This is a genomic window from Actinomadura sp. NEAU-AAG7, assembly GCF_018603865.1.
Taxonomy (GTDB): domain Bacteria; phylum Actinomycetota; class Actinomycetes; order Streptosporangiales; family Streptosporangiaceae; genus Spirillospora; species Spirillospora litoris.
Window position 1 is genome coordinate 124,896 of sequence record NZ_JAHFZY010000013.1, and the last position, 15,935, is coordinate 140,830.

Consider the following 15,935-nt stretch of genomic DNA (forward strand, 5'->3'; position numbering starts at 1 on the left):
TCGTAGGGGCACCCCCTAGCCTCACATACCCGGACGGGAAGCGCGCGACGGACCCGCCCCGAAGATCATTCCGGCCTTTTCCCCGACGAACGCGAGCGAAAAGGACGAACTCCCCTAGGGTGTGGGGCGTGGAGCCCCAGACGCCGCAGGCCGAGCCCGCGCCCTCGCATCCGCCGCTGGAGTCGCTCGCCGTCCAGCCGCTGGTGAACCGGGACCACGAGTCCCGCCCCGCGCTCTTCTACGAGCGGCTCCGCGCCGAGTACGGCCCGGTCGCGCCGGTGGACGTCCTGGGCGTCCCGGCGTGGCTCGTGATCGGCTACCCGCAGACGCTCGACATCCTGCGCGACACGCGCGGCATCTGGAGCCGCCGCCTGGACTCCTGGCGGGCGCGCCGGGAGGGCCGCGTCCCGGCGGACTGGCCGCTGCTGCCCGCCTACGGGTTCGACATGTCGGTCTACTCCGACGGCGCGGACCTGTCCCGGCTGCGCGGCGCCTGGGCCGAGGGGCTGCGCCCGTTCCAGGACCGCACCCGCCCGCAGGCCAAGGAGCTGGAGCAGGCCATCCGGCGGTACGCCGACGAGCTGATCACCGTCCTGTCGGAGGGCGGCCGCACCGGCTGGGCCGACCTGTCGGCGCAGTACGCGCGGCCGCTGCCGATGATGGTGATGGGACGGCTGCTCGGCGCCGGCACCGGGTACGGCGACGAGGTCGTCATGGACGTCTGGCGGGTGCTGGACGGCGGCCCGGACGCCGCCGAGGCCGCGGGGCGGCTGCTGGCCGACCTCACCCGGGTCTGCGCCGACAAGAAGACCGCGCCGGGCGAGGACCTGCCGTCCTACATGCTCGCCGCCACGCCGGACCTGACGGTCGACGAGCTGGCCCGCGAGATGGTGCTGTTGGCGGGGCTGATCGGCGACTTCACCGGGACGCTGGTCTGCAACACGATCGCCGAGGTGATCATCGGGGAGACCGGCGCCCGCGACAGCCTGTCCGCCGGGATGATCCAGGAGGCGGTGAACCGGGCGGCGATCTCCAGCCCGCCGATGTCCAACCTGACGTTCCGCTGGCCGAAGGTCGACGTGCGGGTCGGCCGGTTCCAGATCGCGGCCGGCGACCCGGTGATGCTCTCGCCCGCCGCCGCGCACCTGGACCCGGCGTTCAGCGACGGCGCGGCGGCCGACTCGATCTACAGCTCCCGCGCGCACCTGACGTGGGGCGCGGGCCCGCACGCCTGCCTCGGCCGCGACCTCGCCACGACCATCACCACGATCGCGGTGGAGCGGCTGTTCGACCGGTTCAGCGGGGTGCGGCTCGCGCTGCCCGCCGACCAGCTGCCGTGGCGGTCGTCCCCGATGATGCGGGGGCTGCGCTCGCTGCCGGTGAACTACGAGCTGGCGGCGCCGCCGCCCGAGCCGCCCGCCGGCCCGTCCGACACCGGCGCGGCGGAGGTCCCCGCCGAGCCGGAATCGGAGTCGCTGGTCAGGCGGCTGCTCCGGGCGATGCGCCTCGCCCAGGGCTGACCCCCGCCCCGGGCCTCAGCCCGCCAGGGCCTCCTCGCGGACGCGGCGCCAGGCCGCCTCGATGTGCTCGGGCCCGGTCGCGGGGGCGCCGACCGCCATGCGCAGCAGCACCCGCCCGCCGGCCCTGGTGTGGGTGAGGTAGAGGTCGCCGGAGGCGTTGAGCCGCTCCATCAGCCGCATCGTCGCGGCGTCGGCCTCGTCGGCGGGCAGGCCGTCCCAGCGCGGCCGGAAGCAGACGAGCCCGAACGGGTGGTGCTCCAGCAGCTCGAAGCCGGGATCGGCGCCGATCCGGGCGGCGAGGTCGGCCGCGAGCCGGACGCCCGTCCGGACGTGCTCGCGCAGCCCCTCCGCGCCGTACCAGCGGATCACCGACCACAGCTTCAGCGCGCGGAACCGGCGGCCGAGCGGGATCTGCCAGTCCCGGTAGTCGATGACCTCCCCCGACGTCGTCGCCTGGTTGCGCAGGTACTCGGGCAGGATCGACAGCGCGCCGGTGAGCGGCGCCCGGTCGGCCACCCACATCGCGGTGCAGTCGAAGTTGGTGAGCAGCCACTTGTGCGGGTTCGTGGAGTAGGAGTCGGCGTACTCGGCGAGTCCGTCGTTGACCCAGCGCAGCTCCGGGCACACGGCGGCGACGCCCGCGTACGCGGCGTCCACGTGCAGCCAGACGCCGTGGCGGCGGCACACCGCGCCGATCGCGGGCACGGGGTCGACCGCCGTCGTGGACGTGGTGCCGACGGTCGCGCAGACCAGCACCGGCAGCGCGCCGGCGGCGGCGTCCTCGGTGAGCAGCGCGTCCAGGTGGGCGGGGTCCATGGCGAGCGTGGCGGGGTCGACGTCCACCACGCGGACGTTCGCGGCGCCGATCCCGGCGATCCGCGCGGCCTTCTCCAGCGACGAGTGCGTCTGCGAGCTGATGTAGAGGGTGTGGCGCCGGGTGATGCCGTCGCGTCCGGACGTCCCGCCGTCGGCGCGGTGCAGCGCGGCGAGGATCGCGACCAGCGCGGCGCTGGACGCCGAGTCCTGGATGACGCCGCCGCCGGTGCCCTCGCTGCGGAACCCGGCGGGCAGGCCGAGCAGCTCGGCGAGCCAGTCCAGCACCCGCGTCTCCAGCTCCGTGCAGGCGGGGCTGGTCGCCCACAGCATGCCCTGGACGCCGAGCCCCGCCGACAGCAGGTCGCCCAGGATCGCGGGCCCGCTCGTGTTGGAGGGGAAGTAGGCGAAGAAGGCGGGGTGCTGCCAGTGGGTGATGCCGGGCATCACGACGCGGTCGAGGTCGGCGAGGACGGCCTCGAAGCCCTCGCCCCGCTCCGGCGGGTGCGCGGGCAGGTCCGCGAGGACGTCGCCCGGCTCGGCCCGCGACAGCACGGGGTAGGACTCGACCTTCTCCTGGTAGTCGGCGATCCAGTCGACCACCTGCCTGCCGTACCGGCGGAACTCCTCCGGCGTCATGTGACCCGCCACCGCGTCCCTCCCTGCCGCGCCGCTCCCGGACCCTCGGATCCTACGGCGCCGGACGGCGCGCCCGCCCTCCCCCAACGGCGTGCGGCGCACCGCAGGACGGTCGCGGCTGTTTAGGCGCGTCCGCCCGGGAACGTTCACCCCCGTTGAAGAAGGGACGGACGATGCCAGACAAGAGCGACAAGCACTCCCCCAGGGTCGACGACGAGATCGGCGCCGAGACGCAGGGCATGGTCAGCGGCGGCCATCCCACCCGCGCCGAGGAGTTCAAGGAGACCGAGCCGTTCTCCGATGAGGACCCGACGGACCCCGTCGTGGCGTCCGGGTTCGCGGCCGAGGGGACGCCGCCGGGGATGAGCGCGCGGGACGTGGAGAGCCGCAGCGCCCTCGCCCGGCTGCTCACCGGCGTCCGGTACCCGGCGCGGCCGAACGAGCTCGTGCGGCACGCCGCCGACGGCGGCGCGCCCGACGAGACGGTCGAGGCGCTGCGGGCCCTGCCGAAGCGCGAGTACGAGAACGTCGCCGACATCGCGGAGGAACTCGGCTACGGACGGGAGGAGCGCCGCTACTAGCCCCTCGCGCCGCTCGCGCGCGAGCCGGACCGCCGGTCGCCGCGCAGCAGGGGGATCTGCCCGCCCGCCGCGACGAGCTCGCGCTGGCGGGAGGACAGGCGGTGCCGCGTCCGGTACGTCTCGCCCTTGGTGGCGTTGCGGACCTCGACGTCGCCGCCGGACGCCAGCGCGCCGCGCACGTCCGGGATCTTGAGGGCGTCCCCCCGCTCGACGCGGTCGTAGTCGGCCTCGTCGGCGAACTCCAGCGGCAGGATCCCGAAGTTGACGAGGTTCTGCCGGTGGATGCGGGCGTAGCCGCACGCGAGGACGAGGCGCAGCCCGAGGTGCCGGGGCGCGATCGCGGCGTGCTCGCGGGAGGAGCCCTGCCCGTAGTTGCGCCCGCCCACGACGGCGTGCGGCCCGGCCGCGCGGGCCCGCTCCGGGTAGTCCTCGTCGATCCGGACGAACGCGAAGTCGGCGAGGCGCGCGATGTCGCTGCGGAACGGCAGCGCACGTGCGCCCGCCTGGAGGATCTCGTCGGTGGACACGTCGTCGCCCACCTTGATGGCGACGGGGACGTCCAGGTCGTCGGGCAGCGGGTCGAGCTCCGGGAGGGCGCCGATGCTCGGCGCCTTCTCAAGCTCCACGCGCCGCGCCTCGTCCGGGGGGAGCGGCGGTTCGAGCAGGTCGGCGGCGCTCGCGGCGGCCCCGGGGAGCCGGAGGGCGGGCGGGTCCACCGGCAGGTCGCGGGGGTCGGTGATCACACCGGTGAGCGCGGCCGCGGCGGCGGTCTCGGGCGAGCAGAGCCACACCCGGTCGTCCTCGGTGCCCGACCGCCCGCGGAAGTTGCGCGGGAACGTCCGCAGGCTGTTGCGGCCGATCGCGGGCGCCTGGCCCATCCCGATGCAGCCGAGGCACCCCGCCTGGTGGATGCGGGCGCCCGCCTGGAGGAGGTCGGTGGCGGCGCCCATCCGCGTCAGGTCGAGCAGGATCGACCGGGACGCCGGGTTGACGTCCAGCGAGACCCCCGGGTGCACCCGCCGGCCCCGCACGATCGCCGCGACGGACGCGAGGTCGCGCAGCCCCGGGTTCGCCGAGGACCCGATGACCACCTGGTGGACCTCCTCCCCCGCGACGTCCCGCACCGGCACCACGTCGCCGGGCGAGCCCGGACGCGCGATGAGCGGCTCCAGCGCGGACAGGTCGATCTCCTCCTCGACCTCGTAGGCGGCGCCGGGGTCGGCCAGTAGCTCGGCGAAGTCGTCCGCGCGCCCCTCGGCGCGCAGGAACTCCCGGACGCGCCCGTCGGCGGGGAACACCGTCGCCGTGGCGCCCAGCTCGGCGCCCATGTTGGCGATGACGTGCCGGTCCATCGCCGTCAGTGACGCGAGCCCGGGGCCGTGGTATTCGATGATCCGGTTCACGCCGCCGCGCACGCCGTGCCGGCGGAGCATCTCCAGGATCACGTCCTTCGCGCTCACCCAGGGCGGCGGCGCCCCGGTCAGCCGCACCCCCCACACGTCCGGCATCGTGAGGTGCAGCGGCTCCCCCGCCATCGCCATCGCGGTCTCCAGCCCGCCCGCGCCGATCGCGAGCATGCCGAGCGCCCCGGCCGCGCACGTGTGGGAGTCCGACCCGGCGAGCGTGGCGCCGGGCACGCCGAACCGCTGCATGTGGGTGGGGTGCGACACGCCGTTGCCCGGCCCGGAGTACCAGAGGCCGTAGCGGCGGCACGCCGACCGCAGGAAAAGGTGGTCGGCCATGTTGCGCTCGTCGGCCTGGAGCAGGTTGTGGTCGACGTACTGGACGGAGACGTCGGTGCGGACGCGGTCCAGCCCGAGCGCCTCCAGCTCCAGCATGACCATCGTGCCCGTCGCGTCCTGGGTGAGGGTCTGGTCGACGCGCAGCGCGATCTCGCCGCCCGGCGCCATCTCCCCGTCCACCAGGTGCGAGGCGATCAGCTTCCGCGCCACGTTCAGCGCCCCCGTGCCGTTCCGCTCGCTCGTGCCGTCCCGCTCCCCCGTGGCGTGCGGCATGTCAGGCCCTCCCCTCCTCCCGGACGTCGCCGGGGACCCGCCGGCCCTGGCGCCGTTCGTGCGCGGGCGGCCCGCACCAGTGGGCGAGCGCGTCGCGGATCGCGGTGGCCCGGCGGTCGGGCGCGGTCTCGTCGGTCGCCCACGCCACGTACCCGTCCGGCCGGACGAGCGCGGTGGTGCGCGTCGCGCGGCCCGCGAGCGCGTAGTGGACGCGGTCGGCCCACATCTTCGCCGCCAGGTAGGTGACCGCCGGGTCGTTCGCGGCGACGACCAGCACGAAACGCCCGTCGCCGAGCAGCCCGTACAGGTGCCCGGGGGTCCCCGAGAGCGGGACGTCGGGCGCGCGCCTGCCGGTGAGCCGGTGCGCGCCGCGCGGCGCGGGATAGGCGATGGCGACGCCCGACACCGCGCCCGCCAGCCGCCGCGCGACCGGCGGGACGCGCGTGAGCGCCCACGCCGCCGCGTCGCGCGCCGCCCGCAGCGGCGCCCGCTCCACCAGCGCGAGCCGCAGCAGCGCCCCGCTGCCGCGCAGGACGAACCGCCCGACCGGGTAGCGCTCCGCGTGGTAGGAGTCGAGCAGCCAGGGCGGCGCCCACCCGCGCACCTGCGCCGCGAGCTTCCAGCCGAGGTTCGCCGCGTCCTGCAGCCCGGTGTTCATGCCCTGCCCGCCGAGCGGCGAGTGGACGTGCGCGGCGTCGCCCGCGAGGAACACCCTCCCGACGCGGTACGCCGGGACCTGCCGCTCGTCGCTGTGGAACCGCGACGTCCAGCGCGGGTCGCGCATACCGTGGTCGCCGCCGAGGACCCGCCGCGTCACCTCCCGCAGCTCGTCCATGTCGACGGGCTCGGAGTCGGGGGCCCGGTGCCGCCGGTTCCAGGCGATCACCCGGTACCAGCCGTCGCCGAACGGGGCGAGGAAGGCGAATCCGGCGGCCCCGGCGCCGACGGTGAGGACCTCGCCCGGCGGGGCGTCCAGCCGGACGTCGGCCAGCATCACCGACCGGACGGCGGAGCGGCCGGGGAACGGCAGCCCGAGCGCCCGCCGGACGGTGCTGCCGACCCCGTCGGCGCCCACCAGGTAGGAGACCCGATGCGTGAAGCTCTCGCCCGCGCGGGTGCGCACGTCGACCTCGACGCCCGCCGCGTCCTGCCGGAGGGCGGTCACCTCGGCGCCCCGCACGATCCGCGCGCCCGCCGCGAGGGCCCGCTCCCGCAGCAGTCGCTCGGTCTCGTACTGCGGCGTGACCAGCACGTACGGGAACCGGCCCGGCACGCGGAACAGCTCCAGGCGGGACCGGCCGACCAGCCGCAGCGCGCCCACCCGCTGACCGGTCAGGGCCAGCTCGGCGGCGACGCCGCGCGCGTCGAGCAGCTCCATCGTGCGCGCGTGCACGGCGAACGCGCGGGTCTCGCCGGTGGTCCGCGCCTCGCGGCGCTCGAACACGGTGCAGCCGATCCCGGCGGCGGCGAGGTCCCCGGCCAGCATGAGCCCGGTGGGGCCCGCGCCCACGACCGCCACGTCCCCGGTCGTCGTCCCGCTGGGCGCCATCGGTTCCCCCTCTCGCCGCTGCGGCCGGCTCGTCCCGTCGCCCCCGTCCCCTTCCCCCGCTGCGAACCCTCACGCGCCGTGACGCAGACCGGCCCCGGACAGCGGCGGCCCCGCTGATCCGGGGGATCAGCCCTGGACGCGCCGGTCGTGCCCGGCCCACTCCTTCTCGCGGAGCTGGAACTTCTGGATCTTCCCGGTGGAGGTCTTCGGCAGCGCCGCGACGAACTCGACGCGGTCGGGCGCCTTGAACCGCGCGAGGGTCAACCGGACGTGGTCGGCCAGTTCCTCCCCGGTGGCCGCACACCCCTCGCGCAGCACGACGAACGCCTTCGGCCGCTCCCCCCACCGCTCGTCGGGGACGGCGACGACCGCGACCTCCAGCACCGCCGGATGCGAGTCGATCGCGCGCTCGACCTCCACGGTCGAGATGTTCTCGCCGCCGGAGATGATGATGTCCTTGGACCGGTCGCGCAGCTCGACGTAGCCGTCGGGGTGGCGGACGCCGAGGTCGCCGGAGTGGAACCAGCCGCCCCGGAACGCGGTCGCGGTCGCCTCCGCGTCGCGGTGGTAGCCCTTCATGACGTTGTTGCCGCGCATGACGATCTCGCCGAGGGTCTCCCCGTCGGCCGGGACGTCGTTCATGTCGTCGTCGACGACGCGCAGCCCGTCGGTCTGGATCATGCCGACGCCCTGCCGGGCCAGCAGCCGCGCCCGCTCGGGCGCCGCCAGCCCCGCCCAGCCGGGCTGCGGCTCGCACACCGAGTAGGGACCGTAGGTCTCCGTCAGCCCGTACACGTGGACGATCCGCGCGCCGAGCGCCTCCATCTGCCCGATGATCGTGGGGCTCGGCGGCGCGCCCGCCGTGGTGACGACGAGCGGGCGCTCCAGCGGATGCGCCTCGGGCGCGTTGGCGATGCCCACCAGGACGGTCGGGGCGCCGTTGAGGTGCGTGACGCCCTCGGCGTCGACGATCCGCCAGATCTCCGCCGGGACGACGGCGCGCAGGCACACCTGCGTCCCGCCGATCGCGACGAGGCCCCAGGGCGTGCACCAGCCGTTGCAGTGGAACATCGGCAGCGTCCACAGGTAGACGCTGTCGGGCGTGTGCCGCGAGTGCAGGACCTCGCCGAGCCCGTTCAGGTACGCGCCGCGATGGGTGTAGACGACGCCCTTCGGACGTCCCGTGGTGCCGGAGGTGTAGTTGATGGAGATGGCCGCGTTCTCGTCGTCCACCTCCCAGGGCAGCGGGTCGTCGGAGCCGCCCGCGAGGAACTCCTCGTAGCCGGGCCCGCCGACGGACGGGTCGGGTTCCGCGCCGGCCGCGGGCACCGTGACCACCCGCGGCAGGCCGCCCGCCAGGGGAGCGACGACCGGGTGCAGCGCCGCGTCCACGACCAGCGCCTTCGCGCCCGAGTGGGCGAGGATGTGGCGGACCTCCTCCGCCGCCAGCCGCGTGTTGACCGCCACCAGCACGCCGCCCGCCAGCGGCACCGCGAAGTGCGCGACGAGCAGTTCCGGGATGTTCGGCGCGAGGTAGGCGACCCGGTCGCCCGGCCCGACGCCGAGGGCCCGCAGGGCGTGCGCGGCCCGCGTGACCTGCCGCGCGAACTCCGCGTAGCCGACGCGGAGGTCGCCGTGGATATAGGCGGTCTTGCCGGGGAACACCTCCGCCGACCTTCCGAGGAAGGCGAGCGGGGTGAGCGAGGTGTGACCCGGGCCGTTGTCCATGTGCGGTCCTCCGGTGCCGTCGGCCGGGGACGTCCGCCGCCCCGGCCCGAATGTGATCTACGTCTCCAGGCTCTCACGCGGGGCGGGGCGGCGTCCCGGGTCCTCAGCGGAGCCCGGAGGCGGGCCTGCGCGGCGGCTCCAGGCCGAGATGGATGCGGTACCGGTCGGCCCGGTAGGTGGCCAGCGCGACCTCGACGCACAGGCCCCGGCTGAACGTCCGCTGCCGCAGGAGGAACACCGTCGCGCCCGGCGGGATCGCCAGCAGGCGCGCGTCGGCGGCGCCCGCCGGGCCCGCCTCGATGGTCTGCTCCCCCGCGTCCATCACGATGCCGTATCCGCGTTCCAGCGCGTCGAACAGGGACGTGTCGGGCGGGCGGCGCTCGAACAGGCCCGGCGCGACCGACGCCAGGATGTGGGAGCGCTCCACCGCCATCGGCTCGCCGTCGGCCAGCCGCAGCCGCTCCAGGACGTGCACGCTCACCCCCGGCGCGGCGCCGAAGAACCGCGCGAGCCGCGCGTCGGCCTCGACCGTGCGGGACGCGAGGTCCACCGACCCGGGCCGCATGCCGCGCGAGCGCATGTCCTCGGTGAAGGAGACCAGCTCCTTCGGCATCTGCACCTTGGGGCGCGCGACGAACGTGCCCTTGCCGGGGATGCGGCGGAGCCGGTCCTCGGCGACGAGCTGGTCGACCGCCTGCCGCACCGTCATCCGCGACACCCCGAACCGGCGGCACAGCTCCCGCTCGGACGGGACGGCGGCGTCGACCGGCAACCGGTTCTGCTCGATCAGGTCGACCAGGATGGCCCGAAGCTGGAGGTACTTCGGCAACGGCCCGGAGGGATCGATCACACCCCATACATACCGGATCCGCCCGCGCGCGTCCGCCGCTCACCGCCGAATCACCGGTGCCGGACGCGGCGTCATCCAATCGTATGACCGGCCATCGGACCGAAGGCTGACGATCGGCGGAGGCCCGCTGGATTAGCGTCGGCCGCATGATGAGATCACGGTGGATGGCGCGCGGGGTCGCGGGACTGGCGGCGGTGGCCGCGGGCGCGGGCGCGCTCGGGGGGAGCGTCGCGGCGGCGGCGCCGCCCGGCGGGGCTCCCTGGGCGGCGGCAGCGCCGCAATGGGGCGAGTGCGCCTACGGGGAGCCAAGCCCGGCGGAGTGCGCCGACATCCAGGTGCCGCTGTCGTGGGCCGATCCGGACGGCCCGAAGATCTCCCTGCGCCTGTCGCGGCTGCCCGCGCAGGACCGCGAGCACCGGCTCGGGTCGATGCTGTTCAACCCCGGCGGCCCCGGCGGGCCGGGCGCCGCGGTGATCGCCCTCAGGGGGCGCCAGCAGATGCCCGCCGACCTCCAGCGGCGTTTCGACATCGTCGGCTTCGACCCGCGCGGCGTGGGCGACAGCACCCCGGTGACGTGCGCGGGCGCGGCCCTGTCCCCCGACGTCGCGGTGTTCCCCCGCTCCAAAGCGCAGTTCACCGCGATCAAGCGGCAGAGCGCCGCCTACGGCGCCTCGTGCGCCGCGGGGTCCCGGCCCGATCTGCTCGCGCACGTCGACACCGTGAGCGCGGCCCGCGACATGGACGCGATCCGCACCGCGCTCGGAGAACAGCGGATCAGCTTCCTCGGCCTGTCCTACGGAGCTTCCTCGGCCAGACCTACGCCCGCCTGTACCCGCGCCGCGTCCGGACGATGGTGCTCGACGGCGCGGTGGACCACGCGGTCGGCCCGTACGCGTTCCTCGACCAGGAGTCCTCGGCGCTGTCGAAGGTGTTCGGCCAGTTCGCCCGCTGGTGCGGCACGACGGCGTCGTGCGCGCTGCACGGCCAGGACGTGACCGCCGTCTGGGACGGCCTGCTGGCCCGGGCCGCGCGCACGCCGATCCCGGCGCCGCACGCCGCCGGCGGCCCGACCACGGTGAACGCCGACGCGATCCGGATGGTCCTGCCCAACCTGCTGCTGCTCGGGCCGACCAGCTCCCTGCTGCCGTCGACCTGGCCGGAGCTGGGCAGAGCGCTCGCCGAGGCACGGGCGGGCGACGCGTCCCTGCTGGCCGACAACTCCTCCGTCGGCCAGCCCCAGGACGCCTACGCCGCGGTGGGCTGCCACGACTTCCCGCCGCGACTGCGCGGCTACGGCGATGCCGCCGCCCGGCTGAGGAAGGCGCGCGCCCTGGCCCCGCACACCGGCGGCGCCTCGGAGGCATGGCTGATGACGCTCCTGTGCGCGGACTGGCCGGTGCCCCCGGCCAACCCGTGGACCCGGGAGCGGGTCGTGGGCGCGCCGCCGATCCTGGTGGCCAGCACCCGGGACGACCCGTCCACGCCGCTGGTCTGGGCGCAGGGCATGCACCGCCAGATCGACGGCAGCGGACTGCTCGTCGCCGACCTCACCGGCCACACCGCGTACTTCAACTCCGCCTGCGCCCGCCGGGCGGAGACCGACTACCTCATCACCGGCAGGCTCCCCGCGTCCGGCCACTGCGGAGCCTGAGGCACCCGCCCCGGAAAACCGGGTGCGTCCGGCGGGGGCGCCCGCCTAGCCTGCCGCCATGGACGTGAGCTTCGAACGGACCGGGGAGCGCGGCTACGCGACCGTCGTCACCCTGCCCGGCCGGGCGCCACGCCGCATGGACCCGGCCCCCGGCTACGACGAGGACATCCCGCACGACCTCGTCCACTACATGGTCGAGGCGGAGCTGGGGCTGGCGCACGCCGTGTACGGGCGGGCGCTGGCGGGCGGCGGGAGCTTCCGCGAGACGGTCGAGGCCCCCGGCGACCGGCGCCGCCGCGCCCGCGCGCAGCGCAGGCTGAACAGGCGCGAGGCGGCGCTGCGCCGGGGCCACCACGCCGACATGGCCACCTCCGAGCACTTCGCGAGCATCTGCGACATCGCCTGGAGGCGCCGCGCGGGCGCCCGTCCCCCCGAAGGGGCCGAGCGCAGGCACATCCCGGAGGAGGACATCGCCAAGGTCGGCCGCGTCCTCGACCGCCTCGACGCGGCCGCGCCGCTCTGGCGCGCCGTCCCCGTCGGCGGCTCCCTCACCTTCACCTGGCCCCGGACGACCGCGAACCCGCCCCGCTGAGCCGCCGCCCGCGCGGCCCTATCCGGCGCGCAGGGCCAGGCCCAGGGCCTGGAACTGCTCCACCGGACGGTGGTAGCCGCGCTCGATGTGGTGCACGCCGCGCAGCGTGGACGGTCCTTCCGCCACCGCCGCCGCGAGCACCGCCGAGAACCCCGCCCGGATGTCGGGCATGGTCACATCGCCGCCGCGCAGCTTGCTCACGCCGCGCACCACGGCCGAGTGGACCGCCGCCGTGTCGTGGTAGCGGCACGCCGGGCCGCCGAGGCAGGTGTCGTACACCTCGATCTCCGCGCCCATGCTCTGTAGCGCCGGGACGTAGGCGAGCCGGTTCTCGTACACGGTCTCGTGCAGCACCGACATGCCGTCCGCCTGCGTGAACAGCACCATGAGCGGTGTCTGCCAGTCCGTCGCGAACCCGGGGTGGGTGTCGGTCTGGACGGCGGCGGGGCTCAGCCCGTCCGGCGCCGACGCCATGATCCAGTCGTCGGTGATCTCGAACCGGGCGCCCATCCCGGTCAGCGTGGTGATCGCGGTGACGAGCCGGTCCTGCGGGCAGCCGTGCACCCGCACCTCCCCGCCCGTGACCAGACCCGCGACCAGGTAGGAGAACGCCTCGATACGGTCGCCCGCCAGCCGCGTCTGCGCGCCGCCGAGCCGCTCGACGCCCTCGACCACGATCCGCCGGTCGGGCGCGAAGGAGATCCGCGCGCCCATCCGCTGGAGGAACAGCGCCAGCTCGATGATCTCCGGCTCGGTCGCGGCGTTGCGGATGACCGTCTTGCCCTCGGCGCGCACCGCCGCCAGCAGCACCGTCTCGGTGGCGCCGACGCTCGGGTAGGGCAGGTCGACGCGCGTCCCGACGAGCCGCGACGCCCGCGCGCGGATCCCGTCGCCGTCGATCGTCACCTCGGCGCCGAACGCCCGCAGCGCCTCCACGTGGAAGTCGACCGGGCGGCGGCCGATCGGGTCGCCGCCGACCAGCGGGACGAACGCCTCCCCCGACAGGTGCAGGAGCGGGCCGAGCATCAGGATCGGGATGCGGTTCAGACCGGTGAACGCCTTGCCGACGCTCGGGTCCGCCACGGGCCCCGGCACGATCACGACCTCGCCGCCGGAACGCTCCACGCCCATCCCGACGTGCTCCAGCATCCCCGCGGTGATGCCGACCTCGCCGACGTCCGGCGCGTTGCGGATCGTGCTCTGCTCCGCGCCCAGCATCGCCGCGACCATGTGCTTGCTGACCGCGTTCTTGGCCCCCCGCACGGTCACATCGCCGCGCAGCGGACCCGACGGCTCGATCTCCCACCACTTGTCGGTCATCCGGAAAGCCTACGGCCGGGCCGGGGGTGGACGAACCCGATCCACCGAAAGGACATCTCCGGGCGGCCCCGGCGTCGCCCTCCGGCCCCCCGCGCGTCCTACTTGACGGTCAGCACGGGGAGGCGGCCCCTGCTCACGGCCCGCGCCCCGGCCGCTTTCGCCCTCGGCGGGCTCCAGGGCGACAGCAGGTAGGCGCCCGGCGCCAGCGAGACCGTGAACGTGTAGGTGCTGTGGACGATCGTCGTCCGCTCGCACCCCTTGGCCGACACCCGGGGCTGCGAGCGCCGCACGTCCGCCTTCACCGGCGTGCCGACCCGGGTCGCCGGAAGGAGCCCCGCGGAGCGCGGATAGGACCACAGCGCGCTCTGCCCGTCCCCGATCCGCCACTTCAGGACGGGCGGGCAGCCCGCGCGCCGCCGCTCCGCCATCTTCACGGTGACGGTGTTGCCCGCGTGAACGACGGCGGGCGTCACGGTCAGCGCCACGTCCAGCCTCTGCTTGCCGACCGCGTACGCGAGCCTGCCGCGCGCGAGCCCCGTCCCCTGCGGGACGGCCTTGTGCGTGGCCGGGGGCGCCGCGTGCTTCGGCTCGTCCTCGCCGACCGCCTTCCCGACACCGAACCCGCCGCCCGCGCAGACCACCCCGAGCGCCACGGCCAGGGCCATCGGACGCGCGAGCCCCGGCCTGCCCTCGGGCACCGGTACCGAGGACACCGGCTGCGGGGGGCTCGGCCGCGACCACTGGTTCCGCGCGACGGCCTCCACCAGCGCCGCGTACGCCTGCGCGGAACCCGGCCGCGCCATCGGGTTCTGCGCCAGCCCCCGCGCGACGAGTCCGCGCGCCGGCTCCGGCACCAGATCGAGCTGGACGACACCGGGCGCCTGCCCGGTCAGGCACGCGTAGAAGATCGCTGCCGCCGAGTACAGGTCGCCGGCGGGCGTGAACTCCCCCGCCCTCCGCTCGGGCGCCGTGAAGGCGTCCGTCCCGGGAGCCTCGATCCCGAACCCGGTGAGCTTGCAGGTACCGCCCACCAGCAGGACGTTCGCCGGGGACAGGTCCCGGTGCACGAGGCCGGCGTCATGGGCGGCGGCGAGCCCGAGCAGGCACCCCCGCAGCACCCGGAACGCCGCGCCCGGCGCCATCGGCCCCCCGGCGAGCTGCCGAGCCAGCGATTCGCCCTCGACGAACTCCATGACCAGCGCCCGCCGGGCCTCGACGTACTCGTGGACGCGCACCACATGCGGGTCGCGCAGCCGCGTCAGGGCCCACGCCTCGTCCTGGACGACCGGGGCGCCGTCCAGGACCAGGACCCGCTCCCCGAACCCGTCCCGCACCGCCTCCGCGACACGTCCCGCCGGCCCCTCCCTCAGGACTCGCACCACGGAATAGCCCGGAACGTCCCAAGTCATGGCCTGTACCCTGCCGTTCACCCAGGTCCGGCCGCAACCACGCATAGGTCACAATGCCAGGACGACACGTCCGCCGAGGACATGCCGTCCCGGCGCGGAGCGGGAGCGCGGCCCGCGAACGTGCCCGACGCCGGATCCCCAGGGACTCTACGAGATCGAACCGCGTCGGGCGACTTAGACCGCGCAACGGACCAACGCCGCGATAATGCTCCGATGGCGACGCTCGTGGCATTTCACGCCCATCCCGACGATGAGGTACTGCTGACCGGCGGCACCCTCGCCCGCGCCGCGGCCGAGGGGCACCGGGTCGTGGTGGTCGTGGCGACCGACGGCATGATGGGGCCCGTCCCCGAGAAGGGCGCGCCACGGCTGGACGAGCTGCGCGCCAGCGCGGCCATCCTGGGCGTCCACCGCGTGGAACACCTCGGCTACGCGGACAGCGGGCACGGCCCGCTCCTCTACCCCGACCCTCCGGACCGGACGCGCTTCGCCCGCGCCGACCCCGAGGAGGCCGCCGCCCGCCTGGCCGCGCTGCTGCGCGAGGAGAAGGCCGACATGCTGCTCAGCTACGACCCCAACGGCGGGTACGGCCACCGCGACCATGTCAGGGTGCACGAGGTCGGAAAGCGCGCCGCCGAGATGGCCGACGTGAAACGCGTGCGGGAGGCGACGATGCCGCACGACAACGTCATGCGCCTGGTGCGGCTGATCCGCCTGCTGCGGATCCCTCTCCGCTTCGATGACGCCGCACTGCGCGCGGTCGGCAGCCCGTCGTCCGCCATCACCCACCGGGTGGACGTCCGGCGCTTCGCCGAGCAGAAGCAGGCGGCGCTGGCCGCGCACCGCAGCGAGGTGCGGGGGGACGGAAGGACCGCGGCCGTCATGCGGGTCCTGGTGCGGCTCCCGACCCCGCTGTTCGGGCTGCTCCTGGGCCGCGAGTGGTACATCGAGGGCCCCCGCGAATAGCGGGCGGTCCGGACGGTGCGGACCGGGTGGCCGCGCCGGTACATGTTTCGTGTGGGTGGCACCGGCGCGACCATGGTTACCAGCCCTATCTCTAGGACCAATTCTTGCACATGGAACGTTGCATCAACGTTGCTTCGGAGACACGAGTCGCAGAAATGAGAAAGGGCCCCGCCATAAGGCGGGGCCCTTCCCAACAATGAGTCCGGCGGCGTCCTACTCTCCCACACAGTCCCCCATGCAGTACCATCGGCGCTGAGAGGCTTAACTTCCGGGTTCGGGATGGGACCGGGTGTTTCCCTCTC

General features: G+C 75.0%; 13 protein-coding genes and 1 rRNA gene. 6 read left to right on the forward strand and 8 right to left on the reverse strand.

All coding sequences use genetic code 11. From position 1 onward, the window contains the following. Window positions 1-128: 128 nt before the first annotated feature. A complete protein-coding gene (locus KLI87_RS38930) occupies window positions 129-1,520 on the forward strand; it encodes a cytochrome P450 (RefSeq protein WP_214620989.1) in 1,392 nt (463 codons plus the stop codon). A 15-nt stretch (window positions 1,521-1,535) separates the two neighbouring features. Here KLI87_RS38930 and KLI87_RS38935 read toward each other — a convergent pair whose 3' ends face one another. After that, window positions 1,536-2,984, reverse strand: a complete 1,449-nt coding sequence (locus KLI87_RS38935; RefSeq protein WP_308166557.1) for an aminotransferase class I/II-fold pyridoxal phosphate-dependent enzyme — start codon at window positions 2,982-2,984, stop codon at window positions 1,536-1,538. Between the two features lie 161 nt (window positions 2,985-3,145). On the opposite strand from KLI87_RS38935, the gene KLI87_RS38940 reads away from it, so the two are divergent. Next, complete coding sequence (locus KLI87_RS38940) at window positions 3,146-3,553, forward strand: DUF2795 domain-containing protein (protein WP_156221645.1); 408 nt, start codon at window positions 3,146-3,148, stop codon at window positions 3,551-3,553. Here KLI87_RS38940 and KLI87_RS38945 read toward each other — a convergent pair. From KLI87_RS38945 to KLI87_RS38960, 4 genes are all read right to left on the reverse strand, one after another. Next, window positions 3,550-5,568 (reverse strand): aconitate hydratase, encoded by a 2,019-nt coding sequence (locus KLI87_RS38945; protein WP_214620990.1) that lies wholly within the window; start codon window positions 5,566-5,568, stop codon window positions 3,550-3,552. The genes KLI87_RS38940 and KLI87_RS38945 overlap by 4 nt on opposite strands. Window position 5,569: 1 nt before the next feature. Continuing rightward, complete coding sequence (locus KLI87_RS38950) at window positions 5,570-7,117, reverse strand: FAD-dependent monooxygenase (protein ID WP_214620991.1); 1,548 nt, start codon at window positions 7,115-7,117, stop codon at window positions 5,570-5,572. A 126-nt stretch (window positions 7,118-7,243) separates the two neighbouring features. Further along, a complete protein-coding gene (locus KLI87_RS38955; protein ID WP_214620992.1) occupies window positions 7,244-8,845 on the reverse strand; it encodes a long-chain-fatty-acid--CoA ligase in 1,602 nt (533 codons plus the stop codon). Window positions 8,846-8,948: 103 nt separating this feature from the next. Continuing rightward, entirely contained in the window at window positions 8,949-9,695 is a 747-nt protein-coding gene (locus KLI87_RS38960; RefSeq protein ID WP_214620993.1) for a GntR family transcriptional regulator, read from the reverse strand. Window positions 9,696-9,841: 146 nt separating this feature from the next. On the opposite strand from KLI87_RS38960, the gene KLI87_RS42000 reads away from it, so the two are divergent. The 3 genes from KLI87_RS42000 to KLI87_RS38970 all read left to right on the forward strand — a co-directional run bounded on the left by KLI87_RS42000 (window position 9,842) and on the right by KLI87_RS38970 (window position 11,938). After that, window positions 9,842-10,690, forward strand: coding sequence for an alpha/beta fold hydrolase (locus tag KLI87_RS42000; protein ID WP_374225502.1), 849 nt, complete (start codon window positions 9,842-9,844; stop codon window positions 10,688-10,690). Between the two features lie 374 nt (window positions 10,691-11,064). After that, window positions 11,065-11,346 (forward strand): alpha/beta hydrolase, encoded by a 282-nt coding sequence (locus tag KLI87_RS42005; protein WP_374225504.1) that lies wholly within the window; start codon window positions 11,065-11,067, stop codon window positions 11,344-11,346. Between the two features lie 58 nt (window positions 11,347-11,404). Then, the gene (locus KLI87_RS38970; protein WP_214620995.1) at window positions 11,405-11,938 is read left to right on the forward strand and encodes a hypothetical protein; all 534 of its coding nucleotides are present in this window, start codon (window positions 11,405-11,407) and stop codon (window positions 11,936-11,938) included. Between the two features lie 18 nt (window positions 11,939-11,956). Here KLI87_RS38970 and murA read toward each other — a convergent pair whose 3' ends face one another. Together murA and KLI87_RS38980 are read right to left on the reverse strand one after the other, a co-directional pair. After that, entirely contained in the window at window positions 11,957-13,258 is a 1,302-nt protein-coding gene (gene murA, locus KLI87_RS38975; RefSeq protein ID WP_214620996.1) for a UDP-N-acetylglucosamine 1-carboxyvinyltransferase, read from the reverse strand. 98 nt (window positions 13,259-13,356) lie between these two features. After that, window positions 13,357-14,637: a serine/threonine-protein kinase gene (locus tag KLI87_RS38980; protein WP_214620997.1), complete on the reverse strand. Its 1,281-nt coding sequence runs from the start codon at window positions 14,635-14,637 to the stop codon at window positions 13,357-13,359. A gap of 243 nt (window positions 14,638-14,880) precedes the next feature. Between KLI87_RS38980 and KLI87_RS38985 the strand changes: the two genes are divergently transcribed. Beyond that, a complete protein-coding gene (locus KLI87_RS38985; protein WP_214620998.1) occupies window positions 14,881-15,633 on the forward strand; it encodes a PIG-L deacetylase family protein in 753 nt (250 codons plus the stop codon). Between the two features lie 200 nt (window positions 15,634-15,833). Here KLI87_RS38985 and rrf read toward each other — a convergent pair. Next, window positions 15,834-15,935 (reverse strand): 5S ribosomal RNA (rrf, locus tag KLI87_RS38990); the annotation flags it as partial.